This window comes from Pseudomonas entomophila (assembly GCF_013523165.1).
Lineage (GTDB): Bacteria > Pseudomonadota > Gammaproteobacteria > Pseudomonadales > Pseudomonadaceae > Aquipseudomonas > Aquipseudomonas entomophila_A.
In genome coordinates this window covers 14658-41593 of record NZ_JAAMQI010000013.1, presented here as the reverse complement: position 1 = coordinate 41593, position 26936 = coordinate 14658, and the positions used below count along the sequence as shown (strand labels likewise).

Below are 26936 nucleotides of genomic sequence, written 5' to 3'. Positions count from 1 at the left end.
CGCGATGGCCTGCGACGCCGTGGTGCGGCTACGGGTGTAGGCGCGGCCCTGTACTGCGATTGGGCCCACATAACACTTGGCAGAAACCATAGAATCTCCCACACCCGTATTCACACCTCAGTCGTACAGGCTGCCGCGGTCCTCTGTAGGAGCGGCCCCTGTGCCGCGATTGGGCCCGCAGGGCCCACAAAACCAGCGACCCCTTGTTCAGTACAGTGAAGATTGACCGCCACGACCAGCCCCGAAGCGCCCACATGCCCTGCCAGTACGCTGAAGCCTCAATCGAACAGAAAAAGACAGTCCTTATCAGAAGAACAGCGCTGTCCGCTCAGACAGTTACCAGCCCGCACGCCCTCACCAAGCACGTTCCAGCCGCTAATCACTTCCCCAGCCGCCGCAATTCATCCGATTCCACCACCCGCACACCGTCCTGCTCTTCCAGCGCCAGGCGCCACAACGCCCGCGCCAGGACACAGGCTTCGATCCCGTGGTACTTGCCCGGCACCAGGCGCGACAGCGGCGCGGCGATGCGCTCGGCCAGGCGGGGCTCCAGGCGCTCGCCGATGAGCAGCGAAGGGCGAGCCAAGGTCAGCTGCGGCCAATCCTGCGCACGCAGCGCCTGCTCCATCTCGCCCTTGACGCGGTTGTAGAAGATCGACGATTCCGGGTCGGCGCCGATGGCGCTGATCACCAGCAGATGCCGGGCGCCCAGCGCACGCGCACGGGCGGCGAACGCCACGACCAAATCCAGGTCGATCGCGCGAAAGGCCGCTTCGGAGCCAGCCTGCTTGAGCGTGGTGCCCAGGCAGCAGAAGGCGATGTCCACCGGGCCTTCGAGCTGATCGAGCACCTGGGCCGGCTCGCCCACCGGGTTCTCGAGACGCGGATGCGCCACCAAGGGACGACGGCTCGGGGCCAGCACTCGACTGACGGTCGGCTCGTTCAACAGACGGTCGAGCAGGTGCTCGCCGGTCAGTCCGGTGGCGCCGGCGAGCAGGACGTGCTGAGGGGTCAGGTACATGGCAGTTCTCCCAAAGGGGCGACGCGGTCTAGCGGCGGACCGTGGTGCGCGCGTGTGACGAGGCCGGCTTCGAGGCGACGTTGCGCAAGGCCTCCTCGGCCTGCTGGTGCCGCAGTCGCCGCCAGTGGGCAAGCACCGGCTCAGGTGCCCAGATCTGCGGCTCGGACGCTTCGAAGCCTTCCTTCTGTTCCCGTTCGGCAACGCTCTGGCGCGCCAGTTCAAACGCCTGTTCGAGATCGTCGGTCTGGTTCAGCGCCTGGGCGAACAGCGCATCACCGAAGTAGGTGAAGTCCGCCTCTTCCGAGCAGCCGAACGACACCCGGTCGGCTCGCGCCGCAGTCATGATCAACGTGTGCTCGTCCTTGAGCGGCGCCAGGTAGCCGCCCGAATAGCAGGCAGAGATCACGATCACCTTGTTGCGCGACTTGAGCGGCGCCAGGGCGCTGGCCAGTTGGTCGGCCGACAGGTCGGCCAGTTGCAGGCGCGGCTGGTCCAGCACCAGCTGGTGATCGCTGCTGCCATGGCTGGTCAGGTAGATGAACAGCAGGTCGTTCGGCCCGCTGCGCTCGGCCAGGGTGCGCGCGGCACGGGTCAGGTTCTCGCGGGTGGCCATCGGCCGGTCGGCCAGGTGGTCGCGGTGATTGACCAGGGTGACCTGGCTGCGTGCCCCGAAGCGTACCTTGAGCAGGTTGCTGACGTAGTCGGCCTCGCGCAGGAACACGCTCTGCTGGCCGTCGCCGGCCACCACCAGGCTGTACAGCTGGATCGCCGGACCGGACCGGGTGACCGCGCCCAGTGCCTTGTCCAGCAACGCACCCTGGTTGAGCAGCGCCAGCTCGAGCGGGTCGGGCAGCAGCGCACCCTTCTCGTCACGCACGCGCACGCCGTTGATCCATTGTCCGCTCTCGATCCGCCCATCGGCCAGCAGCAGCCGACCGTGACCGTCGTACGCATCATTGTCGAAGCCGCCGACGTACTGGCTACCGTCGGCCAGCTGCAGCCGGCCTTCGCCGCTGAACCGCCAGTCACGGAAGCCACCCTTGTAGCGGCTGCCATCGCTGCCGAGCAGCTCGCCTTCGCCGGTCAGTGCGCCGTCCTTGAACGTCCCGATCCAGACGTCGCCGTCGGCGTTCTCGTAGCGGCCACGGCCCTCCAGGCGACTGTCCTTGAATTCACCGATGTACTGCTCGCCCTCGACGCTGTTGTAGGTGCCGCTGCCCTGCAACAGGCCATCGACGAACTGGCCGCTGAACTGGTTGCCGCTCGGGTCGCTGCGCATCCCGGCCCCGTTGGGCTTGCCGTCGCTGAACAGGCCCTGGTAGCGACTGCCATCGGCCAGGTCGAGCTGCCCGGCGCCGGAATACTGGTCGTCCTTGAACTGGCCGCGGTAGGTCGCGCCGTGTTCCTTGAGCGTGCCTTCGCCATCGCGGCGCCCGTGCTGGAAGGTGCCTGCATAATGGCTGCCCGGCGTGACCAGATCGCCCAGGCCGTGGAACAGCCCCTGGGCGAATTCGCCGCGGTACACCTCGCCGTTGCTGCCATGCCATTCGCCCTGGCCATGCCACTGGCCGTTGACGAAGTTGCCGGCGTACCAGCTGCCATTGGGGTAGTCGATGCGTCCTGCGCCCTGGAGCAGGCCGTTCACCACCTCGCCGCGGTAGCGGCCGCCGTCCGGCAGACGGGCGTCGGGGGGCGCGAGTGACTCGCCCTCGCCACAGGCGGCGAGCAGCAGGATCAGGGACAAGGGCAGCAATGGGCGCATGACGGCTTCCGGGCACAGGATGGCGCGAGTATGCCGCAGAACGGGCGGGCGCAGACAGTCACCGAACGTCTACCGATGGCTGTGTTCGGACGAAACGCGGCCTTGCCGTAAAAAAGGAAGGGCATGGTTATAATGCCCCGTCATGCGAAGGAGGTCCTCGATGCTGTTGCGCGGTCTGACATGGCTGGTGCTGTTCCAACTCTTGGGCACGGCGCTCAACCACCTGCTGGTACCAGTCTTGCCCGGGCCGATCATCGGCCTGCTACTGCTGTTGGTGTTCCTGATGCTGCGCGGCGAGGTCGGTACGCCGCTGAGCGAAGCCTCGGCCAGCCTGCTGCGTTACCTGCCGTTGCTGCTGGTGCCGCCTGCGGTGGGCGTTATGGTGTATGCCGCTGCCATCGCCGCCGACTTCTGGGCGATCGTCGGTGCGCTGGTGGTGTCCTGCTTGGTGACCTTGGTGTTCGTCGGCCTGTTGATGCAACGGCTGATGCGTCGTCACGCCCATCCCGAGGACCGACCATGATGCTCGACTGGCAAGGCGCGGCGGGCGCCGTGACCCACCACCCCCTGTTCGGCATCGGCGTGACGCTGGGCGCCTACCAACTGGCCCTGGCGCTGTACGAGAAGACCCGCTGGATCTTCCTGCAGCCGGTGCTGTTGTCGATGTTGCTGGTCATTGGCGTGCTGCTGGCCTGTGGCATCGACTACCGTGAGTACCGGAGCAGCACCGAGATTCTCAACATCCTGCTCGGGCCGGCGACCGTGGCGCTGGCGGTGCCGCTGTACCTCAACCTGCGGCGCATCCGTCAGCTGTTCTGGCCGATCCTGATCACGCTGGCGCTGGGTGGCGTCTTCGCCACCGGGGCCTGCCTGGTGCTGGGGTACGGGTTCGGTGCCGAGCACATGATCCTGATGACCATGGCACCCAAGTCGGTGACCTCGCCCATCGCCATGCTGGTGGCCGAGCAGATCGGCGGCGTGGCGGCCCTGGCCGCGGTGTTCGTGCTGATCACCGGGGTGCTGGGGGCGATCTTCGGCCCGGCGCTGCTGACCCGTTGCGGCGTGCTCAGCCCCGAAGCGCGAGGCATGGCCCTGGGGGTGACCGCCCATGCGGTGGGCACTTCGGTGGCCTTGCAGGAAAGTGACGAATGCGGCGCCTTCGCCGCGCTGGCGATGAGCCTGATGGGCGTGGCCACGGCGGTGTTCCTGCCGCTGGCGGTCAGCCTGGCGACCTGAGGAATGATGATGAGTCTACCGCTGTTTCCCCTCGATACCGTGCTGTTTCCTGGTTGCTGGCTGGACCTGCAGATCTTCGAGGCACGTTACCTGGACATGATCGGCCAGTGCATGAAGCAGGGAGATGGCTTCGGCGTGGTCTGCATCCGCGAAGGCGAGCAGGTCGGCCAGGCGCCGCTGGCGGTGGCACCGATCGGCTGCGAGGCGGTGATCCGCGACTTCACCCAGCAGGACAACGGCCTGCTGGGCATCCGCATCGAGGGGCGCCGACGCTTCGAGCTGATCGACACCCAGGTCGACAAGCGCCAGCTGATGCAGGCCGAGGTGCGTTGGCTGGACGAGATGGCCGACAGCCCGCTGGCCGAGCAGGACGATGACCTGCTGGCGCTGCTGATGGCGCTGGGCGAGCACCCGATGGTCGAGGCGCTCGGCATGCCCACCGCAGTGACCGGCCGCCAGGCGCTGGCCAACCAGCTGGCCTACCTGCTGCCCTTGATGGACGAAGACAAGCTCGAACTGTTGGCCATGGACGCGCCCGGCCAACGCCTGGACCGTATCCAGACCTTGCTCGAGCGCTTGCAGGGCGAACTGTTCGCCTGAGGCGCACGGCTCAGGGCAGCGGCGCCTCGATCAGCTCGTAGCGGTAGCGCGCCACGGCATCGGGCAACGCGTACAGCGCGAAGAACGACAGCAGCGCCACACAGGCCGGGACGATCAGCCACCACACGCGTGGCGCCAGGGCGGGCAGCGGCTGGTGACGCTGGACCACGGCCAGGCTGGTCGCGCAGACGCAGCAGGCCAGCAGCGCGCCAGCCAGGATGTCGGTCGGCCAGTGCGCGCCCAGGTAGACCCGCGAGGTCGCGATCGCCAGGGCAGGCAGGCAGCCGAGCACGATCCAGGTCAGGCGCAGGCGAACCGGCTGGCTGCGCCCGGCCAGTACCGCGACCGTCAGGAAGAAGGCGAACGAGGCCGAGCTGTGGCCGCTGGGCATGCTGTAACTGGTCAGCGGGTCGCTCAGCACTTCCGGGCGGGCGCGGGCGAACAGCCACTTGAGCGTGCCATTGGCCACGGCGGTGCCCAGCAGCGCGCCACAGGCGAACAGCGCATGGCGCCACTGCCGGGTGACCAGCAGCAGCACGGTCAGCAGGGCCGCCAGGACGAACTGGGTACGGAAGTCGCCAAGCCGGGTGATCACCACCATGACCTGATCGAGCGTCTGACGGCGATGCTCCTGGATCAGCGTCATCACCCCCTGGTCGAAGTGCAACAGGTAGGGCCAGCCCAGGAACAGCGCCGCCAGCGCCACCAGGCTGATGCCTGCGATCAGGCGCGTGCCGTGGCGCTGCTTGCGCACACTGCTGTTGATGCTCAGGCCGATCAGCACCGCCAGCACGGCCGCGATGATCCCGGCCTGCAGCCAGAAGCCTTCAGGCAGCGGCAGGCGCATCGCCGCGCCCGTGGCCCAGCCCGGCAGCAGGTAGGCGACCGACCAGCCGGCGGCGGCCACCACGCTGACGCCGATGAAGCGCGCCAGCGGCATGTCGAACATGCCAGCGACCATGGGCAGCATCGGTCGCAGCGGGCCGATGAAACGGCCGACCAGCAGGCTGGCGATGCCGTAGCGGTGGAAATAGGTCTCGGCGCCGCCGATCCACTCCGGGTGATCGCGCAGCAGCGGCAATTGCCGAATGTTCTGATGGAAACGCCGGCCCAAGGTGTAGGACAAGGCGTCCCCCAGCAGGCCGCCAGCGAACCCCAGCAGCAGCGTTTCGCTCAGCGACATCGCGCCGCTACCGGCCAACACCGCCACGGCGAACAGCAAAACCGTGCCGGGCACGATCACCCCGGCGATGGCCAGGCATTCGATGCAGGCCACCAGAAAGATCGCGACGCCAAGCCACTGTGGGTTGGCGCTGAGCCAGCCCGTCAGGCTGTCGAGCCATTGGCCCATGGTTCAGTTCCCTTGTTCGAGTATGAAGAAGTCCCGGCCTTCGACCTGACCGCGCCGAAGCGGGTTGCGCGTGCAGTGGCGGGCATGCTCGGCGTCGACGAAGCGGTAGAGCAGGTGCTCGTCGCGGCCGTGGGGGATGCCCAGGCGGGTGGTCTGGATGATCCGTTTGACCTCGATGCCACAGTCTTCGACGTAGAACCGCTCGGGGTCGAAGCGCTGGGCATCCCACTGCGGCACCTTCAGGCCCAGTGCCCGGCACAGCAGGGTCTGGCCTGCGCACAGGCGCTCGGGGGGGCGAGGCTGGCCGCTGGCGTCGGGATTGTTGAGCTGCATCTGGGCGAGGCTGTTGGCATCGGACACGGCATCGACCCAGGGGTAGGCGGACTTGATCAGCACCGCATTGCCCGGGCCGTGGGCGCTGAAGTTCACCGAATCGCCACCGCGGGCGTAGTACATGTAGATGTGCCCGCCGTCGAGAAACAGTGCCTTGCGCTTTTCGGTGTAGCCCAGCGACGCATGGCTGCCCTTGTCGGTCAGGTAATAGGCCTCGGTCTCGATGATCCGCGCCGCCAGCCACAGGTCGCCCTGGCGGTGACGGATGACCTTGCCCAGCAGCGCCTGGGCCAGTGTCTGGGCATCACGGTCGAAGAACGTGTCGGGCAGGGCGACCGCAGGGCGGGGGGTATCAGGCATGCGGTCGGCTCGGCTGGAAGGTGTGGAGATCATAGCAAGTCGTCGGGGTCCGGTGGATGAGGCGGCGTGCGTTGGACGCCTTCAAGGGCCTAGACCACGGTAGGCGGAAAAACTCACCGGGGCGATTGTATCGAGGCACGTCGTGGGGGGCGTGGCGTTACGATGGCTGTGAATGCAGCGTCCCTGGCAGGACTGCACAACGTAGGCTGCATGGCCGATCTGACAGGCCGACAATGCCTATGTGGGAGCGGGCTTGCCCGCGATGCAGGCGATGACGGACCGGACGCCATCGCGGGCAAGCCCGCACAGGTGACTGAGATAGCCTGCCATGCCGCGGTGGGGCTACGGGTGTAGGAGCGGCCCCAGTGCCGCGATTGGGCCCGCCAGGGCCCACATTAGCACTTGGCAGAAACTATAGAATCTCCCACAGGGCCGGTGACCGCCGACCTCGTTGTGGCGTGGTCATGGAGGAGCGGCCCCGGCTGGAGCGCCGGATCGGCTGCGGTTGGGCCCGCAGGGTTTCCCCCCAGGTATGATCCTGCCCTGTGCGAAGGGGCGCCTCACGGTCTTCAGGTCAACCTCGGTTACATCTTTCGTACAGATTATTCCTACACATCATCTGCCATCGGCCTGCCACCGCTGGGCGTATACCCATGCGGCAGTTATAATCAACCGCTTTCCCCATCGCCAAGACACAGAACCCATGACTGAGTCCGTTCTTGACTACATGACCCGTCTCGGTCAGGCCGCCCGTGAAGCCTCCCGTGTGATCGCCCGTGCCAGCACCGCGCAGAAGAACCGCGCGCTCAACGCGGCCGCTGACGCACTGGACGCCGACCGCGATGCCTTGGCCGCCGCCAACCAGCGTGACCTGGACGCAGGGCGTGCCAATGGCCTCGAGCCGGCGCTGCTCGACCGCCTGGCGCTGACGCCGGCACGCATCGACGGCATGATCGCCGGGCTGCGCCAGGTTGCCGGGCTTCCGGATCCGGTGGGGGCGATCCGTGACATGAGCTACCGCCCGTCGGGTATCCAGATCGGCAAGATGCGGGTGCCCCTGGGCGTGATCGGGATCATCTACGAGTCGCGGCCGAACGTGACCATCGATGCGGCGAGCCTGTGCCTGAAGTCCGGTAACGCCACCATTCTGCGCGGCGGCTCCGAGGCCATCCACTCCAACCGCGCCATCGCGACCTGCATTCAACGTGGTCTGGCCTCAGCCGAGTTGCCGCCTGCCGTGGTGCAAGTGGTCGAGACCACCGATCGCGAGGCGGTCGGCGCGTTGATCAGCATGCCGCAGTTCGTCGACGTGATCGTGCCGCGTGGCGGCCGGGGCCTGATCGAACGTATCAGCCGCGACGCGCGCGTGCCGGTGATCAAGCACCTGGACGGCATCTGTCACGTCTACGTCGGCGAGCACGCCGACCTGGACAAGGCCTGGCGCATCGCCTTCAACGCCAAGACCTACCGCTACGGCATCTGCGGCGCCATGGAAACCCTGCTGGTCGACCAGCGCCTGGCCTCGGCCTTCCTGCCGGAGATGGCCCGTCGCTTCCAGGACGAGGGCGTCGAGCTGCGCGGGTGCGAACGCACGCGCCAGTTCATCGAGGCGCTCCCGGCCAGCGAGGACGACTGGAGCACCGAGTACCTGGCGCCGATCCTGTCGATCCGCGTGGTCGAGGGCCTGGACGCGGCGATCGAGCACATCAACCATTACGGCTCGCACCACACCGATGCCATCGTCACCGAGCACCAGGGCCAGTCGCGGCGCTTCATCGCCGAGGTCGATTCGGCCTCGGTGATGCTCAATGCACCGACCTGCTTCGCCGACGGGTTCGAGTACGGCCTGGGCGCGGAGATCGGCATTTCCACCGACAAGCTGCATGCGCGCGGCCCGGTCGGGCTGGAAGGGCTGACGTGCGAGAAGTACGTGGTGATCGGCGACGGTCAGCTGCGCGGCCAGGAGCCTTGCTAAGGTGAGTGGCGCGCAGGCGGTGCGACGCATCGGGATTCTCGGTGGCACGTTCGATCCGGTGCACATCGGGCACCTGCGCGGTGCGCTGGAAGTGGCCGAGTTCATGGGCCTGGACGAGCTGCGTCTGTTGCCCAACGCACGCCCCCCGCACCGCGACACGCCGCAGGTGACGGCGAACGACCGTCTGGCGATGGTCCGGCACGCCGTGGAGGGCGCCGAGCGTCTGAGCGTCGATGCCCGGGAGCTGTCGCGCGACAAGCCGTCGTATACCATCGACACCCTCGAGTCGATCCGCGCCGAGCTGGCGCCGGACGACGTCCTGTTCCTGCTGCTGGGCTGGGACGCCTTTTGCGGGTTGCCAAGCTGGCATCGCTGGGAAGCGCTGTTGCAACACTGTCACATCCTGGTGCTGCAACGCCCGGATGCCGACGTCGAACCCCCGGACGCGCTGCGCAACCTGCTGGCAGCGCGTTCACAGAACGATCCCACCGCGCTGCCAGGGCCGGCGGGGCATATTTCGTTCGTCTGGCAGACACCGCTCGCGGTATCGGCCACACAGATCCGACAGCTGCTGGCCAGCGGCAAATCGGTACGGTTCCTGGTGCCGGACGCAGTACTGGCCTACATCGAGGCGCACGGCTTGTACCGTGCGCCGAACTGAAGGCGCGCCACGCGCCTCATCCAATGAGTTGAACGAGTTTTTATGAACAAGCAGAACATTACCGGCGAAGAGCTGGTCGAGCTGGCCAAGTCGGCCCTCGAAGACGTCAAGGCCCAGGACATCCAGGTCATCGACGTGCGCGACAAGCACAGCCTGACCGACTACATGATCATCGCCACGGGTACCTCCACCCGTCAGATCAACGCGATGCTCGAGAAAACCCGCGAAATCGTCAAGCAGAAGGGCGTTCAGCCGCTGGGCGAAGAAGGCAAGGGCGACAGCGACTGGGTCCTGCTGGACCTCAACGACGTCATCGTGCACATGATGACCGCCGCCGCTCGTCAGTTCTACGACCTCGAGCGCCTGTGGCTCGGTGCCGAGCAGAGCCGTGCGGCCGACGGCAAGCACCACAGCCCGGAGAACACCCACAGCTACGCCGACAACCTCAAAGATCGCGGCTGAGGACGGGTCGTGCGTCTACGCCTGATCGCGGTCGGTTCGCGCATGCCTCGCTGGGTGGAAGACGGTTGGCACGAGTATGCCAAGCGTCTGCCGCCCGAGCTGGCATTGGAGCTGGTGGAGATTCCGCTCAATACCCGCGGCAAGAACGCCGATGTCACCCGCCTGATCCGTCAGGAGGGCGAAGCCATGCTGGCCAAGGTCCAGCCGGGGGAGCGGATCGTCACCCTCGAAGTGCATGGCAAGCCGTGGAGCACCGAACAGCTGGCGGTCGAACTGGACCGCTGGCGGCTCGATGCGCGCACCGTCAACCTGATGGTCGGTGGCCCCGAAGGGCTGGCGCCGGAAGTCTGCGCGCGCAGTGAACAGCGCTGGTCGCTGTCGCCGCTCACGCTGCCGCACCCGTTGGTAAGGATACTGATCGGCGAACAGCTCTATCGCGCCTGGACCGTGCTGTCCGGGCATCCTTACCATAAATGAGCCAGTAAGCCTTCCCGATGTCGCAGCCGATTCGTCTCAAGGACCACGAGAAGGACGCCCGCCTGGTGCGCAATCGTGTCGTGGTCGGCGCGAGCGCGGTCATGCTGCTGGTGTGCGTGCTGATCGCGCGCCTGTACTACCTGCAGGTGATCCAGTACGACTATCACTCCACGTTGTCGGAGAACAATCGGGTGCACGTGCAGCCGATCCCGCCGACCCGTGGGCTGATCTTCGACCGCAACGGGGTGATCATCGCCGACAACCGGCCCAGCTTCAGCCTGAGCATGACCCGCGAGCGGGCCGGCGACTGGCAGCAGGTGCTCGATGCGATCGTCGAGGTGCTGGAACTGACCGAGGACGATCGCGCGCTGTTCGAGAAGCGCATGCGCCAGGGGCGCCGGCCGTTCGAGCCGGTGCCGATCCTGTTCGAGCTGAACGAGGAACAGATCGCTCGCGTGGCCGTCAACCAGTTCCGCCTGCCCGGCGTCGAGGTGGTCGCGCAGCTGGTGCGCCATTACCCGCAAGGGGCGCACTTCGCCCACTCGGTCGGCTACGTCGGACGCATCAACGAAAAGGAACTCAAGACCCTCGACCCGGTGAACTACAGCGGCACCCACCATATCGGCAAGACCGGCATCGAGCGCTTCTACGAGCCGCAGCTGCACGGCCAGGTGGGCTACGAAGAGGTCGAGACCAACGCCCGTGGCCGCGTGCTGCGGGTGCTCAAGCGCACCGACCCCAAGCCCGGCCAGGACATCGTCCTGAGCCTGGACATCAAGTTGCAGGAGGCTGCCGAAGCCGCCCTGGCCGGTCGCCGGGGCGCCATCGTCGCCCTGGATCCGCGTACCGGCGAGGTGCTGGCGATGGTCAGCCAACCCAGCTTCGACCCCAACCTGTTCGTCACGGGCATCAGCTTCAAGGCCTACGCCGAGCTGCGCGACTCGATCGACCGCCCGCTGTTCAACCGTGTCCTGCGCGGCCTGTATCCGCCCGGCTCGACGATCAAGCCGGCCGTGGCCATCGCCGGCCTGGACAGTGGCGTGGTGACGGCCGCCAGCCGGGTCTTCGACCCGGGCTATTACCAGCTGCCCAACTATGACCACAAGTACCGTAACTGGAACCGCAGCGGCGATGGCTGGGTCGATCTGGACACCGCGATCATGCGCTCCAACGACACCTACTTCTACGACCTGGCGCACAAGATGGGCATCGACCGTCTGGCCAGCTACCTGAACCGCTTCGGCATCGGGCGGCGCGTCTCACTGGACATGTTCGAGGAGTCCGCCGGGCTGATGCCGTCGCGCGAATGGAAGCGCGCCACCCGGCGCCAGGCCTGGTTCCCCGGCGAGACGCTGATCCTCGGTATCGGCCAGGGCTACATGCAGGCCACGCCCCTGCAGCTGGCCCAGGCCACCGCGCTGATCGCCAACAGGGGCAAGTGGAACCGTCCGCACCTGGCCAGGACCATCGAGGGCCAACCGCCGGTGGACGACGACCCGATGCCGGACATCGTCCTGCGCGACACGTCCGACTGGTCCAAGGTCACCCATGGCATGGAGCAGGTGATGCACAACGCCCGGGGCACCGCGCGCAAGGCCTCGATCGGTGCCCAGTACCGCATCGCCGGCAAGAGCGGCACCGCCCAGGTGGTGGCGATCAAGCAGGGCGAGAAGTACGACCGCAACAAGCTCCAGGAGCGCCACCGCGACCATGCCCTGTTCGTCGGCTTCGCCCCGGCCGACGATCCACGGATCGTGGTCTCGGTGATGGTCGAGAACGGCGAGTCCGGCTCCGGCGTCGCCGCCCCCGTCGTGCGCCAGGTGATGGACGCCTGGCTGCTCGACGAGCAGGGCCACCTCAAGGCCGAATACGCGCCAGCCACCGTCGCCCAGGAAACGGCCCCGTGAAGAACAATTTCGATCGCATGCTCTCCAGCGAGGACGTGATGCGTCGGCGCGCCAGCTTCTTGCAGCGCATCCACATCGACGGCCCCTTGCTGATCATCCTCCTGACCCTGGCCGCCGGTAGCCTGTTCGTGCTGTATTCGGCCAGTGGCAAGAACTGGGACCTGCTGCTCAAGCAGGCCAGCTCGTTCGGCCTGGGCCTGGCCTCGATGTTCGTCATCGCCCAGCTCGAGCCCCGCTTCATGGCGCGCTGGGTGCCGCTGGGCTACCTGGTCGGCGTCCTGTTGCTGGTCGTGGTGGACGTCATGGGCCACAACGCCATGGGCGCCACGCGCTGGATCAACATTCCGGGGGTGATCCGCTTCCAGCCCTCGGAATTCATGAAGATCATCATGCCGGCCACCATCGCCTGGTACCTGGCCAAGCGCACCTTGCCGCCGCACCTCAAGCACGTGCTGATCAGCCTGGTGCTGATCGGGATGCCGTTCATCCTCATCGTGCGCCAACCCGACCTGGGCACGGCCCTGCTGATCCTCGCCTCCGGCGCCTTCGTGCTGTTCATGGGCGGCCTGCGCTGGCGCTGGATCCTCAGCGTGGTGGCCGCGGCAGTGCCGGTGGCGGTGGCCATGTGGTTCTTCGTCATGCACGACTACCAGAAGCAGCGCGTGCTGACCTTCCTCGATCCGGAGAGCGATCCGCTCGGTACCGGCTGGAACATCATCCAGTCGAAGGCGGCGATCGGCTCGGGCGGGGTGTTCGGCAAGGGCTGGCTGCTCGGCACCCAGTCGCACCTGGACTTCCTGCCCGAAAGCCACACCGACTTCATCATCGCCGTGCTCGGCGAGGAGTTCGGCCTGGTGGGCATCTGCGCGCTGCTGCTGATCTACCTGCTGCTGATCGGCCGCGGCCTGATGATCACGGCCCAGGCCCAGACCCTGTTCGGCAAGCTGCTGGCAGGCAGCCTGACCATGACGTTCTTCGTGTACGTGTTCGTCAACATCGGGATGGTCAGCGGCCTTCTACCCGTGGTGGGCGTGCCGCTGCCCTTCATCAGCTATGGCGGAACTTCGTTGGTGACGCTGCTGTCAGCGTTTGGCGTTTTGATGTCGATCCACACGCACCGCAAATGGATCGCACAGGTTTGAATAAGGTGAACACTCATATGCAAGCAGTGCGTGGCTGGGCAGCCCGTTGTATGCCGTGGATCGGCGCGATCGGGCTGGCTGGCGCCGTCCAGCAGGCCATCGCCGGCGACTATGACGGCTCACCGCAGGTCGCCGAATTCATCGGCGAAATGACCCGCGACCATGGTTTTGCCGGCGAACAGCTGACGAGCGTGTTCAGCGAAGTCCAGCGCAAGCAGTCGATCCTCGACGCCATCTCGCGGCCGGCCGAGCGGGTCAAGCCGTGGAAGGACTACCGGCCGATGTTCCTGACCGAGGCGCGCATCGCCCGTGGCGTGGACTTCTGGCGTCAGCACGAGGCCACCCTGGCACGCGCCGAGCAGGCCTATGGCGTCCCGGCCGAGGTGATCGTGGCGATCATCGGGGTGGAGACGTTCTTCGGCCGCAATACCGGCAATTACCGCGTGATCGATGCCCTGTCGACCCTGGGCTTCGACTACCCGCCTCGGGCGGCGTTCTTCCGCAAGGAACTGCGCGAGTACCTGCTGCTGGCGCGTGCCGAGCAGCTCGACCCGTTGGTGCCCAAAGGCTCCTATGCCGGTGCCATGGGCCTGCCGCAGTTCATGCCCAGCAGCTTTCGCGCCTACGCCGTGGACTTCGACGACGACGGTCACATCAACATCTGGACCGACCCGGACGATGCCATCGGCAGCGTGGCCAACTACTTCAAGGCCCATGGCTGGGTCGCCGGCCAACCGGTGGTCAGCCGCGCCGTGGTGCTCGGCGATCGGGTCGACGAAGGCCTGACGCCAGGGATCGAGCCGGCCAATACCGTGGCGCAGTTGCGGGCGCTGGGCTGGTCGAGTCAAGATGCGCTGCCCGACGACCTGTCGGTGACCGCCTTCCGCCTGGACGGCGAGCAAGGCCCTGAATACTGGATGGGCCTGAAGAATTTCTATGCGATCACTCGCTATAACCGCAGCGTGATGTATGCCATGGCGGTGCATCAGCTATCGCAGCAGCTGGTTCAAGCCCGGGGTATCAAGTAATGCGTGCACCGTACATCGTCACTTCCTTCAAGTTGCTCACCTGCCTGGCCCTGGGCCTGGCCGTGGCCAGTTGCTCGTCCAGCCGCTCCACCGCACCGAAGGCCAAAGGGCCGTCAGTGGTGCGCGCCCAGCCGGGGCTGGACATCAACCGCGCGCACAAGGACGGCGCACCCTGGTGGGACGTGGACGTGAGCAAGATCCCCGACGCCACGCCGACGCTGCACACCGGCAACTACAAGGCCAACCCCTACACCGTGCTGGGCAAGACCTACTACCCGATGCAGGACTTCCGCGGCTACCGCGCCGAAGGCACCGCGTCCTGGTACGGCACCAAGTTCCACGGGCAGAACACCGCCAACGGCGAGGTCTACGACCTCTACGGCATGAGCGCCGCGCACAAGACCCTGCCGCTGCCGGCCTACGTCAAGGTCACCAACCTGGACAACCAGCGCAGCGTCATCCTGCGGGTCAACGACCGCGGGCCGTTCTATTCCGACCGCATCATCGACCTGTCCTACGCGGCGGCCAAGAAGCTGGGCTATGCCGAGACCGGTACCGCCCGGGTGCGCGTCGAAGGGATCGACCCGCAGCAATGGTGGGCCTCCCGGGGTCGTCCGGCGCCCCTGGTGCTCAATGAGCCGCAGGTTGCCCAGGCACAGCCGATCACGAAGAGCACCGGCACGGTAGAGCAGTGGACACCGCCGCCCCAGCAGCACGCGGCTGCCGTGGTCCCGGTCCAGGTGTCCAGTGGCGCCGTGCCGAGCACCAACGGAGGCATGTTCCTGCAGGTCGGCGCCTTCGCCAACCCGGACGCCGCCGAGCTGTTACGCGCCAAGCTCAGCACCATGGTCAGCGCGCCGGTGTTCATCAGCTCCATCGTGCGCAACCAGCAGACCCTGCACCGCGTACGCCTGGGCCCGATGAACAGCCAGGGCGAAGTCCAGCAGACCCAGGACAGCGTGCGCCTGGCCAACCTGGGCCAGGCCAAGCTGGTCACGGACTGAAACCACCGCGCGCGGCGGGCACGCTGCCCGTCAGGGCGAACGGCGTTGTTGCACGCTTTTCGCTCTAGTAGGCTTTGCGGCGAGCGGCAGGCCGCCCGCAGAACCGCCACCGCGGTCTGTGCCTGTTTGCCGCGTGCCGCTAAAGCATGCACCTGCGCCTGCCTGCCGCGGCCGTTCCATGTACAATGGCGGCTTTTGCCCACCAGCCGCTGGCCTTTGAACAGGCTGCCCCCAGGGCAGCGAGACCATTAGCCATTTCGAGAGACGGATGAACATCACCTCTATTGCCAAACGCCTTTGCCTGCCCGTTCTGTTATTGATCGCTCCCGTGACCTTCGCGGCCGAGCAGATGATGCCGGCACCCCCGCAACTGGCCGCCAAATCCTATGTGTTGATGGACGCGTCCAGTGGCAACGTGCTAGTCGAGAACAATGGTGACGAGCGCCTGCCGCCGGCCAGCCTGACCAAACTGATGACCGCCTACATCGCCACGCTCGACATCCGTCGCGGGCAGATCGGCGAGAACGACCCGGTCACCGTCAGCGAGAACGCCTGGCGTACCGGTGGTTCGCGGATGTTCATCAAGGTGGGCAGCCAGGTGACCGTCAGCGACCTGCTGCACGGCATCATCATCCAGTCGGGCAACGATGCCAGCGTCGCCCTGTCCGAGCACATCGCCGGCAGCGAAGACGCCTTCGCCGACATGATGAACAAGACCGCCGCCGACCTGGGCATGAGCAACAGCCACTTCATGAACCCGACCGGCCTGCCGCACCCCGAGCACTACTCCTCGGCGCACGACATGGCCCTGCTGGCCCGCGCGATCATCAACGAAGACCCGGCTCACTATGCGATCTACTCGCAGAAAGAGTTCTTCTGGAACAACATCAAGCAGCCCAACCGCAACCTGCTGCTGTGGCGCGACAAGACCGTCGACGGCCTGAAGACCGGCCACACCGAGGAAGCCGGCTACTGCATGGTCGCCTCTGCCGTGCGTGACGGCCAGCGCCTGATCGCCGTGGTGTTCGGCACCAACAGCGAGCAGGCCCGTGCCGCTGAGACCCAGAAGCTGCTGACCTATGGCTTCCGCTTTTACGAAACCCAGACCTTCTACCAGAAAGGCACCGAGCTGGCCCAGTCGCCGGTCTGGAAAGGCGCCACTGGTCAGGTCAAGGCCGGCCTGGCCAACGACCTCACCCTGACCATGCCCAAGGGGCAGCTCAAGCGCCTGGCGGCGTCCATGAGCCTGAATCCACAGCTGACCGCGCCGATCGCCAAGGGCGACGTCATCGGCAAGGTCGAGGTCAAGCTGGACGACAAAGTGGTCCACAGCGCCGACCTGATCGCCCTCGACGCGGTCGAGGAGGGTGGTTTCTTCCGCCGTATGTGGGATAGCATTCGTCTGTTCTTCTACGGGTTGTTCAACTGATCCGTGACCTGCATGCCCCTGCGCGCCGCGCGGGGGCTTTGTTGTCGCCACGCCTTGCGAGGCCGTATCCGCCATGAGCGAAGCAGACGTCAAGTCGCACAAAATCGAATTCCCCTGCGAGGACTACCCGATCAAGGTGATCGGCGAGACCGGTGTCGGTTTCAGAGACAGCGTGATCGAGATCCTCAGCAAGTACGCCAAGGTCGACCTGTCGACCCTGGCCGAGCGCCAGAGCAAGGAAGGCAAGTACACCACGGTGCAACTGCACATCGTCGCCACCAGCGAGGACCAGCTGCAGGACATCAACAGCGCCCTGCGCGCGACCGGCACCGTCAAAATGGTGCTGTGATGTCCGCCTGTCTCGGTGTTCGCGTGCTTGGCCTGCAGCCCTATGAACCGGTGCTGGAGGCCATGCGGCGATTCACCGAGCAACGCGAGGCGTCGACCGTGGACGAAGTCTGGCTGGTCGAGCATCCGCCGGTCTTCACCCAGGGTCAGGCCGGCAAGGCCGAGCACCTGCTGGTGCCGGGCGAGATCCCCGTGGTGCAGAGCGACCGGGGCGGGCAGGTGACCTATCACGGGCCCGGCCAGTTGGTCGCCTATCTGCTGCTGGACGTGCGTCGCCTGGGGTTCGGCGTGCGCGATCTGGTCAGCCGCATCGAGCGCAGCCTGATCGAGCTGCTGGCGGGGTATGATGTCCAGGCCGCCGCCAAGCCGGATGCGCCGGGCGTCTATGTGAACGGTGCCAAGATCGCCTCCCTGGGGCTGCGCATCCGCAATGGCCGCTCCTTCCATGGCCTGGCCCTGAACGTGGACATGGACCTGGCGCCGTTTCGCCGAATCAACCCTTGCGGCTACGCCGGGCTGGCCATGACCCAGCTACGCGATCTCGCGGGGCCGATCGAATTCAACGAGGTCTGCACAAGGCTGCGCGAACAGCTGGTCAAGCACCTCGACTATGCCGAGCAGACGACCCTCACGGGCGGAATCGACTGATATGACAATTGTGCAAGAAGCCGTGCCTAACCTGATCCCGACCACCGACGCCACGGCGCGCCCTGCGCCGCGCAAGGTCGAGGCGGGGGTCAAGCTGCGTGGCGCCGAAAAGGTAGCGCGCATCCCGGTGAAGATCATCCCCACCGAGGAGCTGCCGAAGAAACCCGACTGGATCCGCGTGCGCATCCCGGTATCGCCCGAGGTAGACCGCATCAAGCAGCTGCTGCGCAAGCACAAGTTGCACAGCGTCTGCGAAGAGGCGTCCTGCCCGAACCTGGGCGAGTGCTTCTCCGGCGGCACCGCGACCTTCATGATCATGGGCGACATCTGCACCCGCCGCTGCCCGTTCTGCGACGTCGGCCATGGCCGACCCAAGCCGCTGGACGTGGACGAGCCGAAGAACCTGGCCGTGGCCATCGCCGACCTGCGCCTGAAGTACGTGGTGATCACCTCGGTCGACCGCGACGACTTGCGTGATGGCGGTGCCCAGCACTTCGCCGACTGCATCCGCGAGATCCGCGCCCTGTCGCCGGGCGTGCAGCTGGAAACCCTGGTCCCGGACTACCGGGGTCGCATGGACGTGGCACTGGCCATCACCGCGGCCGAGCCGCCTGACGTGTTCAACCACAACCTCGAGACCGTACCACGCCTGTACAAGGCCGCGCGTCCGGGGTCGGACTACGACTGGTCGCTGGACCTGCTGCAGAAGTTCAAGCAGCTGGTGCCGCACGTGCCGACCAAATCGGGCCTGATGCTCGGCCTGGGCGAGACCGACGAGGAAGTCATCGAGGTCATGCACCGCATGCGCGAGCACGACATCGACATGCTGACCCTGGGCCAGTACCTGCAACCGTCGCGTAGCCACTTGCCGGTGCAGCGTTTCGTGCACCCGGACACCTTCGCCTGGTTCGCCGAGGAAGGTTACAAGATGGGCTTCAAGAACGTCGCGTCCGGGCCGCTGGTACGTTCCTCGTACCATGCCGACCAGCAGGCCCACGAGGCCAAGATCAAGCTCTGATCGGCGTTAGCCTGCGAATGCCGGCGCACGTCCACAGACGGCGCCGGCATTGTGCTGTCTGGAGGACGCATGCGATCTGTGGCGATGGAGCGAAGCAGCTGCCGCTATCGCGGGCAAGCCCGCTCCCACACCCGTAGTCATGCCGCAGTGGTACTGGCGATCGCAGTCTCTTGTGGGCGCGGGCTTGCCCGCGATAGCGCCAGACCCGCCACTGCCTGACCCTGACCCTGCAGGCATTCCCAGTGTCCCCTGTCATGACCACTGCTGTATGGTGAACGCCTTTCCAGCCCCACCGTGCTGCAACCACTGCGCAAAAGGACGCTTCGCATGTCTCTCGCTTCCACGCCTGCCTCCGTTTCCCAACTGCCCAGAGCGCTCAAGGCCAATGCCTGTTTCGCCATCGTCGCGCCTGCCGGCCCGGCTCGGCTGGACGCCGAACGCGCGCGCACCTGGTTCGCGCAACGCGGCTACCGTTGCCGACTCTTCCCGGGCGTGTCCCAGGCTCAGGGTTACCTGGCTGGCTCGGACGAGCAGCGTCTGGCCGACCTGCACGCCGCCTTCGCCGACCCGGACATCGACGCGATCCTCTGCATGCGCGGTGGCTATGGCAGCATGCGCCTGCTCGACCGGCTGGACTTCGACCTGCTGCGCGCCCATCCCAAACCGTTGATCGGCTACAGCGATATCACCGCGTTGCACACGGCCATCCATCGACAGGCCGGGTTTCCCACCTTCCATGGGGCGATGCTCAATGCCGACCTGCTGGCCAACAAGCAGCCGCCTACCAGCAGCTCGCTGTTGCAGCAGCTCACCGGGACGTTGACCGAAGGGTCGATCATCGAGCATCCGCGCGACATGGCGCTGACCAGCGTCGTGCCTGGTGTGGCGACTGGACGGCTGATGGGCGGCAACTTGTCCATGCTCGGTGCGACCTTGGGCACCTGCGCCGAGGTCGAACTCGAAGGTCGCCTCCTGTTCATCGAGGACGTGAACGAACCGCTCTACCGCGTCGATCGCCTGCTCACGCAGCTACGCCTGGCAGGCAAGTTCGAGGGGCTCGAAGGGGTGCTGGTGGGGGACTTCGCCGGCATCACCGTGACGGCCTTGGCACCGTTGCTGCGCGACATCTTCGGGCCGCTGCGCATTCCAGTGCTGGCCGGCTGGCGCAGTGGGCATTGCGACCCTAATGTGTGCTTGCCGCTGGGCGCCCACGTGACGCTCGACAGCAGTGCCAGACGCCTGAGGTTGAACCAGGGGCTCTTCGAGGCGTGATCACGCAAGCGGCCTGCCAGGGCTGACAGGCCGCTTGCATCGCCCACTCACTGTTGACGCAGGCTGTCGAGCAGGGGGTGGGTCGGGTAACCGTCGGCCGGCCAACCCAGGCCCTGCTGGGCATTACGAATCGCCTTGCGGGTATTGGCGCCGATGATGCCATCGGCATTGCCGGCGTCATGGCCCCGTGCATTGAGCAGGCTCTGCAGCTCCATCCGCTCGCTGCGGGTCAGTGGCTTGTCGTCCTTCGGCCAGCTACCTGCGATGAAGCCCCAGCCCGAGAACCGGTCACCCAGCAGGCTGACCGCCAGCGCGTACGACGACGAGTTGTTGTAGCGCAGGATGGCGCGGAAGTTGTCCAGCACCAGGAACGCCGGGCCGCGCGCGCCGGCCGGCAACAGCAAGGCTGCGGACAGCTGCTGGCTGCCTTCGGGAAGGCGCGTGCCGGTTGGCAGTTGCACGCCCATCTGCAGCCACTCGCTCACCGTCTTGCGCTGCGCGCCATCGGCCTGCCAGTAATCGAAGCCACTGGGCACCTGCACCTCGAAGCCCCATGGCTGACCACGCTTCCAGCCGGAGCTTTGCAGGTAGTGCGCGGTCGAGGCCAGGGCGTCGGGCGTGCTGTTCCAGATGTCCCGCCGGCCATCACCGTCGAAGTCCACCGCATGGGTGTTGTAGGTGGTGGGGATGAACTGCGTCTGGCCCATGGCACCGGCCCAGGAGCCGCGCATGGCCTCGGGCTGGATGTCACCGTTCTGCACGATCTGCAGGGCGGCGATCAGCTGGTCGTGGGCGAAGGCCGGGCGTCGTCCTTCGTAGGCGAGGGTGGCCAGTGAGCGAATCACCGACTTGTTGCCCTGGAACTGGCCGAAGTTGCTTTCCATGCCCCAGACCGCCACCAGAATCTGCCGGTCGACGCCATACCGCTGTTCGAGCTGTTCGAGCAGCGCGGCATGCTTTTCGAGCAGCGCCTTGCCGTTGCGCACACGGACCGGCGACAACGCACCGTCGAGGTACTCCCAGACCGGCCGGGTGAACTCCGGCTGGCTGCGGTCGGCCTTGATCACGTCCAGGTCAGGGGTGACACCGACGAAGGCGGCATCGAAGACACTGGCGCGGATGCCGGCCTGCAGGGCTTGCTCACGGAATTGCGCCTGCCACTGCGCGAAACTCTGCTGCGGCTGGATCTCGGTGTCGGACGGCGTGGCGGCCTGCGTCTGCACGGCCGCAGGCACAGGCGTGCTGGCCGGTTGCGAAGTGGCGGGCAGCGGCACCGCATCGGCGGCCGTGGGCTTCTCGGCGCACGCCACCAGCAGGATGAGGCTGGTAGCGGCCACCAGTTGACGAGGCTGTCGACGCAGAGAAAGACAAGAGAGCATGCACGAATCCAGAAAATGCAGATTAGGTGAAGACCATATCATGCCCGGGCGGTTCGTGCCTCACGCGGCCAAACGGCAAGAAGCCTCCCAATCTCTCGATTGGAAGGCTTCGCGGCGGTAGCTGCCTTTGCCCTTGCCGGCGCGCTCCTGGCGACAGCGGAACAGCGGCTGGGCGACGATGGACTTGGCCTTGTTGGGGCGGGTGCTGGACTTCTTGCTCATGGGCAGGGCCTCGTGAGGGGATTGCGAGGCGCACTGTAGAGGCGAGGAGGTGCGGGGGCTAATTGATTGTATGCATCGAAAGCTTGAGGGCGGCTGATTGCCGAGTGCGGGTTAAGCTAACGGGGACCACGTCACCGCATTGACGGTTTTATGGGCCCTGCGGGCCCAATCGCGGCACAGGGGCCGCTCCTACACCCGTAGCTCCACCGCGGGGTTGCAGGCTATCGCGGTCACCTGTAGGAGCGGCCCCGGTGCCGCGATTGGGCCCGCAGGGCCCATGAATCCCGCCACGCCATCCGGCAGATCAGCGCTACGGCAATGATCAGCAGGATAACCCCATCGGGCACCCGTTCGAGCCCGTCACTGCGCCGGCAACGACACCCGCTGCCCGGCCATCAACAGCACCAGCCTTGCCAACCCGACCCAGGGCGAGCCTTCCGACTGGCCCTTGATCTGCGCGTCGATCCGCTGGGCGTCCACCAGCAGCTGGTTCCAGCGCTGCGCCGACAGCCGCTGCAACGCCTTGCTGACCAGTGGCCGACGCTTGTCCCACACGGGAGGCTTGGCCTGGCTGAAAGCCTTGTCCAGGGGGATGCCCTGGCTGAACTGCTGGGCGATACCGGCCAGCAGACGCAGTTCGCGTGCCAGTGCCCAGAGGATGACCGGTGCTTCCACCCCTTCACCCCGCAGGCCTTCGAGCATGCGCAGCCCATGGCTCGCTTCGCCCTTGAGCACCGCATCGACCAGCCCGAAGACGTCGAAGCGCGCGCTGTCGGCCACCGCCGCCTGCACGGTGTCCACCGTCACCTGGTTGCCGTCGGCCAGCAGCTTGAGCTTTTCGATTTCCTGGGCGGCCGCGAGCAGATTGCCTTCGACCCGTGCGGCGATGAGGTCGACCGCCTCCCGCTGCGCAGAAAGCCCGGCACGCGCCAGGCGCTGGTTGATCCACTGCGGCAACTGGTGCGCGTCCACCGGCCAGATCTGCACGAACTGGCACTGCGCGCTGTCGATCAGGGCCTTGCCCCACTTGGATTTCTGCGCGCTGGCGTCGAGCCTGGGCAGGCTGACCAACAGCACCGTGTCTTCGGCCGGTCGGCTGACGTAGTCGATCAGTGCCGCAGCGCCCTTGTCACCTGGCTTGCCGCTGGGCAGCCGTACTTCCAGCAGGCGCTTCTGGGCGAACAGCGACAGGCTCGCGCCGGCGAGCAGCAGGTTACCCCAGTCGAAGTTGGCATCGGCGGAGAACACCTGGCGCTCGTCGTGACCTTGATGACGCGCGGCCGCACGGATGGCGTCGGCGGCTTCCTGGCACAGCAGCGGGTCGTCGCCGCTGACCACGTAGACGGGGGCCAGCGTGCCTTGCAGGTGCTTGTCGAGTTGAGCGGGGGCGAGTTTCATGGGCGGGAGAGCAGGGCACCCGCAGGTGCCCCGCGTGGCCTCACTGGACCGGCAGGTCCAGAGGCGACTGCTGCGGCGTCTCGTCCTGGACGCGGCGTGCATCTTCCAGCGCCTGGGCCTGCGCACGGGCACGGGCGTCGGCGTCCTGCTGCAGCTCGTCCAGACGCGCCGGGGTCAGCAGTTGCAGGCGCACGATCATGGCCTGGATCAGGTCACGGCGCATTTCCTTGCGCACCTGGGCCGCTTCCTGGTCGCCACCGGTGACGTTGTTGCCGTCACGGGTGTAGACGCGGCGCACGGTGACCTTGTCCGACAGCAGCTCGGCGTTGTTCAGGCCGGCGATGGTGTAGTTCAGCACCGTGGTCAGCTCGTAGTCGGCCGACCGGCTGCCGCCGGCGTAGGTGGCGGCGCGCTGGTTCTCTTCTTCGCGGGTCAGGATCAGGCGATAAGGGGCGCTGCTACGCACGGCCACACCGTCGTTCTCCAGGGCCTGGCGCAGTTGCTTCACCGTGTCGCCATAGGCGTTGCGGGCGCTGACGTCCAGCTCGCGCAGGCTCAGGTCGGCTTCACCGGTACCACGCAGCTGGAAACCACAGGCGCTCAGCAGCACGGCCAGGCCCACTACCAGCAGATTGCGTTTGATCATGTTGTTGCTCCCTTCTGGGCCGATTCCGCCTGCCCGCGACGTTCGCAGGCAGGCGTTGCCATCAATTGGCGACGATGTTGACCAGCTTGCCTGGCACCACGATGACCTTGCGGATGGTCAGGCCTTCGGTGAAGCGCAGCACGTTCTCGTTGGCACGGGCAGCGGCTTCGATCTCTTCGCGGCTGGCGCTGGCAGGCATGTCGACCTGGCCGCGCAGCTTGCCGTTGACCTGCACCACCAGCACGAGGCTGTCCTGCACCAGGGCCTGTTCGTCCACGGCCGGCCAGGCGGCGTCGATCACCGGCTGTGCATGGCCCAGCTGCTGCCACAGCTCATGGCTGATGTGCGGCGTGATCGGTGCCAGCAGCAGCGTGACGGCTTCGAGGCCCTCGTGCAGCAGGGCGCGGTCCTGTTCGGTGGCCTGTGGGGCTTTTTCCAGCACGTTCATCAGCGTCATCACCTGGGCGATGGCGGTGTTGAACTTGTGGAACTGACCCACGTCGGTCCCGGCCTGCTTGATGGCGGCATGGATGGCACGGCGCACGACCTTCTGTGCATCGTCCAGCGCGGCCACGTCCAGCGTGCCCGGCAAGCCGGCGTTCACGTGGGCCTGGGCCAGGCGCCAGACACGACGCAGGAAGCGGCTGGCGCCTTCGACCCCGGCATCGGACCATTCCAGGCTGGCATCGGGCGGCGAAGCGAACATCATGAACAGACGGCAGGTGTCGGCGCCGTAGACCTCGATCATCGACTGCGGATCGACGCCGTTGTTCTTCGACTTGGACATCTTCTCGGTACCGCCGATTTCCACCGGCAGGCCGTCGGTCTTCAGGCGCGCGCCGATGACCTTGGCCTTGGCGTCACGTTCGATCTCGACGTCGGCCGGGTTGAACCAGTCCTTGCCGCCGTTGCTGGCCACACGGTAGTAGGTGTCGGCCACCACCATGCCCTGGGTCAGCAGATTCTTGAACGGCTCGTTCGAGGTGACCAGGCCTTCGTCGCGCATCAGCTTGTGGAAGAAGCGCGCGTAGAGCAGGTGCAGGATGGCGTGCTCGATACCGCCGATGTACTGGTCCACCGGCAGCCAGTGGTTGGCGGCCTTGGGGTCGACCATGCCGCCTTCGTAGTGGGGCGAGGCGTAGCGGGCGAAGTACCAGGACGATTCGACGAAGGTGTCCATGGTGTCGGTTTCGCGCTTGGCCGCGGCGCCGCAGGTCGGGCAGCTGCAGGCGTAGAACTCGGGCATGCGTGCCAGGGGCGAACCGGCGCCATCGGGCACCACGTTCTCCGGCAGGGTCACCGGCAGCTGGTCTTCCGGCACCGGCACGTCACCGCAGTTCGGGCAGTGGATGATCGGAATCGGGCAGCCCCAGTAGCGCTGGCGGCTGATGCCCCAGTCACGCAGGCGGAACTGGGTGCGCGACTGGCCGAGGTCCTTGCGGATCAGGGCGGCTTCGATGGCGTCGAAGGCGCCTTCGAAGTCCAGGCCGTCGAACTCGGCAGAGTTGATCAGTTGGCCATGCTCGCCGTAGGCCGGCTGCCACTCGTCACCGACCGTGTCGCCCGCGCTGGTGCGCACCACGGCCTTGATCGGCAGCTGGTACTTGCGGGCGAACTCGAAGTCGCGCTCGTCATGGGCCGGGACCGCCATCACGGCGCCGTCGCCGTAGTGCATCAGCACGTAGTTGGCGACCCAGACCGGCAGCTTCTCGCCGGTCAGCGGGTGCTCGACGAACAGCGACGTCGGCATGCCCTTCTTTTCTTGCGTGGCGATGTCGGCTTCGGCGACGCTGCCGCTCTTGCAGGCGTCGATGAACGCTTGCAGTTCAGGGTTGCCTTCGGCGGCCTGGGTGGCCAGCGGGTGCTCGGCGGCCACGGCCACGTAGGTGGCGCCCATCAGCGTGTCGGGGCGGGTGGTGAAGACCTTCAGCGCGCCGGCATGGCCGATGCTGGCCAGGTCGTGCGGGAACTGCACTTCCATGCCGCGCGACTTGCCGATCCAGTTGCGCTGCATGGTCTTGACCTGCTCGGGCCAGCCCGGCAGCTCGTCGAGGCTTTCCAGCAGCTCGTCGGCGTAGTCGGTGATGCGGAAGTAGTACATCGGGATCTCGCGCTTCTCGATCAGCGCGCCCGAGCGCCAGCCGCGCCCGTCGATGACCTGCTCGTTGGCGAGCACGGTCTGGTCGACCGGGTCCCAGTTGACGGTGCCGTTCTTGCGGTAGATGACACCCTTCTCGAACAGGCGGGTGAACAGCCACTGCTCCCAGCGGTAGTAGTCCGGCTTGCAGGTGGTCACTTCGCGCGACCAGTCGATCGCCAGGCCCAGGCTCTTGAGCTGGGTCTTCATGTACTCGATGTTCTCGTACGTCCACTTGGCCGGCGCGACGTTGTTCTTCATCGCGGCGTTTTCCGCCGGCATGCCGAAGGCGTCCCAGCCCATGGGCTGCAGGACGTTCTTGCCGAGCATGCGCTGGTAGCGGGCGATCACGTCGCCGATGGTGTAGTTGCGCACGTGCCCCATGTGCAGCTTGCCGCTCGGGTACGGGAACATCGACAGGCAGTAGTAGGTGTCCTTGCCTGGCTGTTCGGTCACGGCGAACGACTGGTTCGCTTCCCAGGCCTGCTGGGCGGCGGCTTCGATTTCACGGGGCTGATATTGTTCGTGCATGGCTACTTTGCGCTGAGAGATGAAAGACCCTGTCCAGGCAGCGAAAACCTCGCTGCGACGGCAATCCGGCGTCGGTGGAGTGAACGCCGTAGCATACATGAGCGCCGCCTACCGTGGGAAACCCTGATTGCGTCGGGGCCTTGCCGATGGCCGTTGGTCGCGGCGCCCGGCTGCCGTCGCAGGTGACGCTAAGCTCAGGGGTGCAACGAGACTGTCATCCCCAACGAGGTGCCCGCATGGGAGAGCCGCACACCCCCAACCCCCCAACCGATGTCTACGAACGTCTGATCGACCGACTTGGCCTAGCCCTGGAGACGGCCCGCACGTCGGTGCGATTGCGTGACGAACAACCGACCGAACTGGAGCTGCGCGGCTTGAGCCGCGCCGAGTACGACGTGCTCAAGACCTACCTGGACGCACTGCCCGCCCACCCGGGCCCGGCCGCCGAGGGGCCTCGACAGCGCCCCGCCAGACGCACCGCCGAGGTCGTCTGGCTGCGCGATCGCAAGCGCCGCGACACGTCGATACCCGCACAGCGCCTGCCGGTGCGCTGACCGGTCTCGGCACCGGGCCACGACTTGTGGACCGG

General features: G+C 66.4%; 26 protein-coding genes. 17 read left to right on the top strand and 9 right to left on the bottom strand.

Annotated elements, in window-relative coordinates:
• Nucleotides 1–379: 379 nt before the first annotated feature.
• Together G7Z99_RS12225 and G7Z99_RS12220 are read right to left on the bottom strand one after the other, a co-directional pair.
• Nucleotides 380–1021, bottom strand: a complete 642-nt coding sequence (locus G7Z99_RS12225) for an NAD(P)H-binding protein (RefSeq protein WP_181094159.1) — start codon at nt 1019–1021, stop codon at nt 380–382.
• 28 nt (nt 1022–1049) lie between these two features.
• Nucleotides 1050–2783 (bottom strand): C13 family peptidase, encoded by a 1734-nt coding sequence (locus tag G7Z99_RS12220; RefSeq protein ID WP_181094157.1) that lies wholly within the window; start codon nt 2781–2783, stop codon nt 1050–1052.
• 160 nt (nt 2784–2943) lie between these two features.
• Here G7Z99_RS12220 and G7Z99_RS12215 point away from each other — a divergent pair, with 160 nt between their 5' ends.
• From G7Z99_RS12215 to G7Z99_RS12205, 3 genes are read left to right on the top strand one after another with little or no spacing between them, the layout of a single operon-like run.
• The gene (locus G7Z99_RS12215) at nt 2944–3306 is read left to right on the top strand and encodes a CidA/LrgA family protein (RefSeq protein ID WP_181094155.1); all 363 of its coding nucleotides are present in this window, start codon (nt 2944–2946) and stop codon (nt 3304–3306) included.
• Complete coding sequence (locus tag G7Z99_RS12210) at nt 3303–4019, top strand: LrgB family protein (RefSeq protein ID WP_181094152.1); 717 nt, start codon at nt 3303–3305, stop codon at nt 4017–4019. Before G7Z99_RS12215 ends, G7Z99_RS12210 begins: the two co-directional genes overlap by 4 nt.
• 9 nt (nt 4020–4028) lie before the next feature.
• The gene (locus G7Z99_RS12205; RefSeq protein ID WP_181094150.1) at nt 4029–4619 is read left to right on the top strand and encodes an LON peptidase substrate-binding domain-containing protein; all 591 of its coding nucleotides are present in this window, start codon (nt 4029–4031) and stop codon (nt 4617–4619) included.
• Nucleotides 4620–4629: 10 nt separating this feature from the next.
• On the opposite strand, the gene G7Z99_RS12200 is transcribed toward G7Z99_RS12205, so the two are convergent.
• Together G7Z99_RS12200 and G7Z99_RS12195 are read right to left on the bottom strand one after the other, a co-directional pair.
• Entirely contained in the window at nt 4630–5970 is a 1341-nt protein-coding gene (locus tag G7Z99_RS12200; RefSeq protein ID WP_181094148.1) for a bifunctional DedA family/phosphatase PAP2 family protein, read from the bottom strand.
• Nucleotides 5971–5973: 3 nt separating this feature from the next.
• A complete protein-coding gene (locus G7Z99_RS12195) occupies nt 5974–6663 on the bottom strand; it encodes a DNA-3-methyladenine glycosylase (RefSeq protein WP_181094146.1) in 690 nt (229 codons plus the stop codon).
• Nucleotides 6664–7366: 703 nt separating this feature from the next.
• Between G7Z99_RS12195 and G7Z99_RS12190 the strand changes: the two genes are divergently transcribed.
• The 13 genes from G7Z99_RS12190 to G7Z99_RS12130 all read left to right on the top strand — a co-directional run bounded on the left by G7Z99_RS12190 (nt 7367) and on the right by G7Z99_RS12130 (nt 20034).
• Nucleotides 7367–8638: a glutamate-5-semialdehyde dehydrogenase gene (locus tag G7Z99_RS12190; RefSeq protein ID WP_181094144.1), complete on the top strand. Its 1272-nt coding sequence runs from the start codon at nt 7367–7369 to the stop codon at nt 8636–8638.
• Between the two features lies 1 nt (nt 8639).
• The gene (nadD, locus tag G7Z99_RS12185; RefSeq protein ID WP_181094142.1) at nt 8640–9299 is read left to right on the top strand and encodes a nicotinate-nucleotide adenylyltransferase; all 660 of its coding nucleotides are present in this window, start codon (nt 8640–8642) and stop codon (nt 9297–9299) included.
• A gap of 42 nt (nt 9300–9341) precedes the next feature.
• Nucleotides 9342–9761, top strand: a complete 420-nt coding sequence (rsfS, locus tag G7Z99_RS12180; protein ID WP_181094140.1) for a ribosome silencing factor — start codon at nt 9342–9344, stop codon at nt 9759–9761.
• A 9-nt stretch (nt 9762–9770) separates the two neighbouring features.
• Nucleotides 9771–10238 (top strand): 23S rRNA (pseudouridine(1915)-N(3))-methyltransferase RlmH, encoded by a 468-nt coding sequence (rlmH, locus tag G7Z99_RS12175; RefSeq protein WP_060392386.1) that lies wholly within the window; start codon nt 9771–9773, stop codon nt 10236–10238.
• Nucleotides 10239–10255: 17 nt separating this feature from the next.
• A complete protein-coding gene (gene mrdA / locus G7Z99_RS12170) occupies nt 10256–12145 on the top strand; it encodes a penicillin-binding protein 2 (RefSeq protein WP_181094138.1) in 1890 nt (629 codons plus the stop codon).
• Nucleotides 12146–12183: 38 nt separating this feature from the next.
• A complete protein-coding gene (gene rodA, locus G7Z99_RS12165; protein WP_181094275.1) occupies nt 12184–13287 on the top strand; it encodes a rod shape-determining protein RodA in 1104 nt (367 codons plus the stop codon).
• Between the two features lie 17 nt (nt 13288–13304).
• Entirely contained in the window at nt 13305–14315 is a 1011-nt protein-coding gene (gene mltB, locus G7Z99_RS12160) for a lytic murein transglycosylase B (RefSeq protein WP_181094136.1), read from the top strand.
• Entirely contained in the window at nt 14315–15319 is a 1005-nt protein-coding gene (locus G7Z99_RS12155) for a septal ring lytic transglycosylase RlpA family protein (protein WP_181094134.1), read from the top strand. Before mltB ends, G7Z99_RS12155 begins: the two co-directional genes overlap by 1 nt.
• Before the next feature lie 268 nt (nt 15320–15587).
• Complete coding sequence (locus G7Z99_RS12150; protein WP_181094132.1) at nt 15588–16748, top strand: D-alanyl-D-alanine carboxypeptidase family protein; 1161 nt, start codon at nt 15588–15590, stop codon at nt 16746–16748.
• Between the two features lie 73 nt (nt 16749–16821).
• Nucleotides 16822–17097, top strand: coding sequence for a DUF493 domain-containing protein (locus tag G7Z99_RS12145; RefSeq protein WP_060392391.1), 276 nt, complete (start codon nt 16822–16824; stop codon nt 17095–17097).
• Complete coding sequence (lipB, locus tag G7Z99_RS12140; RefSeq protein ID WP_181094130.1) at nt 17097–17744, top strand: lipoyl(octanoyl) transferase LipB; 648 nt, start codon at nt 17097–17099, stop codon at nt 17742–17744. Before G7Z99_RS12145 ends, lipB begins: the two co-directional genes overlap by 1 nt.
• A 1-nt stretch (nt 17745) precedes the next feature.
• A complete protein-coding gene (gene lipA, locus G7Z99_RS12135; protein ID WP_060392393.1) occupies nt 17746–18762 on the top strand; it encodes a lipoyl synthase in 1017 nt (338 codons plus the stop codon).
• A 327-nt stretch (nt 18763–19089) separates the two neighbouring features.
• The gene (locus G7Z99_RS12130) at nt 19090–20034 is read left to right on the top strand and encodes a S66 peptidase family protein (RefSeq protein ID WP_181094128.1); all 945 of its coding nucleotides are present in this window, start codon (nt 19090–19092) and stop codon (nt 20032–20034) included.
• 47 nt (nt 20035–20081) lie between these two features.
• On the opposite strand, the gene G7Z99_RS12125 is transcribed toward G7Z99_RS12130, so the two are convergent.
• The 5 genes from G7Z99_RS12125 to leuS all read right to left on the bottom strand — a co-directional run bounded on the left by G7Z99_RS12125 (nt 20082) and on the right by leuS (nt 26347).
• Nucleotides 20082–21413 carry a lytic murein transglycosylase gene (locus G7Z99_RS12125; protein WP_181094126.1) on the bottom strand — a complete coding sequence of 444 codons (1332 nt, stop codon included), beginning with the start codon at nt 21411–21413 and terminating at the stop codon, nt 20082–20084.
• Between the two features lie 60 nt (nt 21414–21473).
• The gene (gene arfA / locus G7Z99_RS12120) at nt 21474–21635 is read right to left on the bottom strand and encodes an alternative ribosome rescue factor ArfA (protein ID WP_181094124.1); all 162 of its coding nucleotides are present in this window, start codon (nt 21633–21635) and stop codon (nt 21474–21476) included.
• 360 nt (nt 21636–21995) lie between these two features.
• Entirely contained in the window at nt 21996–23033 is a 1038-nt protein-coding gene (holA, locus tag G7Z99_RS12115) for a DNA polymerase III subunit delta (RefSeq protein WP_181094122.1), read from the bottom strand.
• Between the two features lie 40 nt (nt 23034–23073).
• Nucleotides 23074–23679 (bottom strand): LPS-assembly lipoprotein LptE, encoded by a 606-nt coding sequence (locus G7Z99_RS12110; RefSeq protein ID WP_181094120.1) that lies wholly within the window; start codon nt 23677–23679, stop codon nt 23074–23076.
• 61 nt (nt 23680–23740) lie between these two features.
• Nucleotides 23741–26347 carry a leucine--tRNA ligase gene (gene leuS, locus G7Z99_RS12105; RefSeq protein WP_181094118.1) on the bottom strand — a complete coding sequence of 869 codons (2607 nt, stop codon included), beginning with the start codon at nt 26345–26347 and terminating at the stop codon, nt 23741–23743.
• A 236-nt stretch (nt 26348–26583) separates the two neighbouring features.
• On the opposite strand from leuS, the gene G7Z99_RS12100 reads away from it, so the two are divergent.
• Nucleotides 26584–26901, top strand: a complete 318-nt coding sequence (locus tag G7Z99_RS12100; RefSeq protein ID WP_181094116.1) for a hypothetical protein — start codon at nt 26584–26586, stop codon at nt 26899–26901.
• The last annotated feature ends 35 nt before the right edge of the window (nt 26902–26936 follow it).

Bases quoted from the DNA above. Each gene is read 5' to 3' on its own strand.
- G7Z99_RS12225 (WP_181094159.1), bottom strand. From the start codon at position 1,021: ATGTACCTGACCCCTCAGCACGTCCTGCTCGCCGGCGCCACCGGACTG.
- G7Z99_RS12220 (WP_181094157.1), bottom strand. From the start codon at position 2,783: ATGCGCCCATTGCTGCCCTTGTCCCTGATCCTGCTGCTCGCCGCCTGT.
- G7Z99_RS12215 (WP_181094155.1), top strand. From the start codon at position 2,944: ATGCTGTTGCGCGGTCTGACATGGCTGGTGCTGTTCCAACTCTTGGGC.
- G7Z99_RS12210 (WP_181094152.1), top strand. From the start codon at position 3,303: ATGATGCTCGACTGGCAAGGCGCGGCGGGCGCCGTGACCCACCACCCC.
- G7Z99_RS12205 (WP_181094150.1), top strand. From the start codon at position 4,029: ATGAGTCTACCGCTGTTTCCCCTCGATACCGTGCTGTTTCCTGGTTGC.
- G7Z99_RS12200 (WP_181094148.1), bottom strand. From the start codon at position 5,970: ATGGGCCAATGGCTCGACAGCCTGACGGGCTGGCTCAGCGCCAACCCA.
- G7Z99_RS12195 (WP_181094146.1), bottom strand. From the start codon at position 6,663: ATGCCTGATACCCCCCGCCCTGCGGTCGCCCTGCCCGACACGTTCTTC.
- G7Z99_RS12190 (WP_181094144.1), top strand. From the start codon at position 7,367: ATGACTGAGTCCGTTCTTGACTACATGACCCGTCTCGGTCAGGCCGCC.
- rsfS (WP_181094140.1), top strand. From the start codon at position 9,342: ATGAACAAGCAGAACATTACCGGCGAAGAGCTGGTCGAGCTGGCCAAG.
- mrdA (WP_181094138.1), top strand. From the start codon at position 10,256: ATGTCGCAGCCGATTCGTCTCAAGGACCACGAGAAGGACGCCCGCCTG.
- rodA (WP_181094275.1), top strand. From the start codon at position 12,184: ATGCGTCGGCGCGCCAGCTTCTTGCAGCGCATCCACATCGACGGCCCC.
- mltB (WP_181094136.1), top strand. From the start codon at position 13,305: ATGCAAGCAGTGCGTGGCTGGGCAGCCCGTTGTATGCCGTGGATCGGC.
- G7Z99_RS12155 (WP_181094134.1), top strand. From the start codon at position 14,315: ATGCGTGCACCGTACATCGTCACTTCCTTCAAGTTGCTCACCTGCCTG.
- G7Z99_RS12150 (WP_181094132.1), top strand. From the start codon at position 15,588: ATGAACATCACCTCTATTGCCAAACGCCTTTGCCTGCCCGTTCTGTTA.
- G7Z99_RS12145 (WP_060392391.1), top strand. From the start codon at position 16,822: ATGAGCGAAGCAGACGTCAAGTCGCACAAAATCGAATTCCCCTGCGAG.
- lipB (WP_181094130.1), top strand. From the start codon at position 17,097: ATGTCCGCCTGTCTCGGTGTTCGCGTGCTTGGCCTGCAGCCCTATGAA.
- lipA (WP_060392393.1), top strand. From the start codon at position 17,746: ATGACAATTGTGCAAGAAGCCGTGCCTAACCTGATCCCGACCACCGAC.
- G7Z99_RS12130 (WP_181094128.1), top strand. From the start codon at position 19,090: ATGTCTCTCGCTTCCACGCCTGCCTCCGTTTCCCAACTGCCCAGAGCG.
- G7Z99_RS12125 (WP_181094126.1), bottom strand. From the start codon at position 21,413: ATGCTCTCTTGTCTTTCTCTGCGTCGACAGCCTCGTCAACTGGTGGCC.
- arfA (WP_181094124.1), bottom strand. From the start codon at position 21,635: ATGAGCAAGAAGTCCAGCACCCGCCCCAACAAGGCCAAGTCCATCGTC.
- holA (WP_181094122.1), bottom strand. From the start codon at position 23,033: ATGAAACTCGCCCCCGCTCAACTCGACAAGCACCTGCAAGGCACGCTG.
- G7Z99_RS12110 (WP_181094120.1), bottom strand. From the start codon at position 23,679: ATGATCAAACGCAATCTGCTGGTAGTGGGCCTGGCCGTGCTGCTGAGC.
- leuS (WP_181094118.1), bottom strand. From the start codon at position 26,347: ATGCACGAACAATATCAGCCCCGTGAAATCGAAGCCGCCGCCCAGCAG.
- G7Z99_RS12100 (WP_181094116.1), top strand. From the start codon at position 26,584: ATGGGAGAGCCGCACACCCCCAACCCCCCAACCGATGTCTACGAACGT.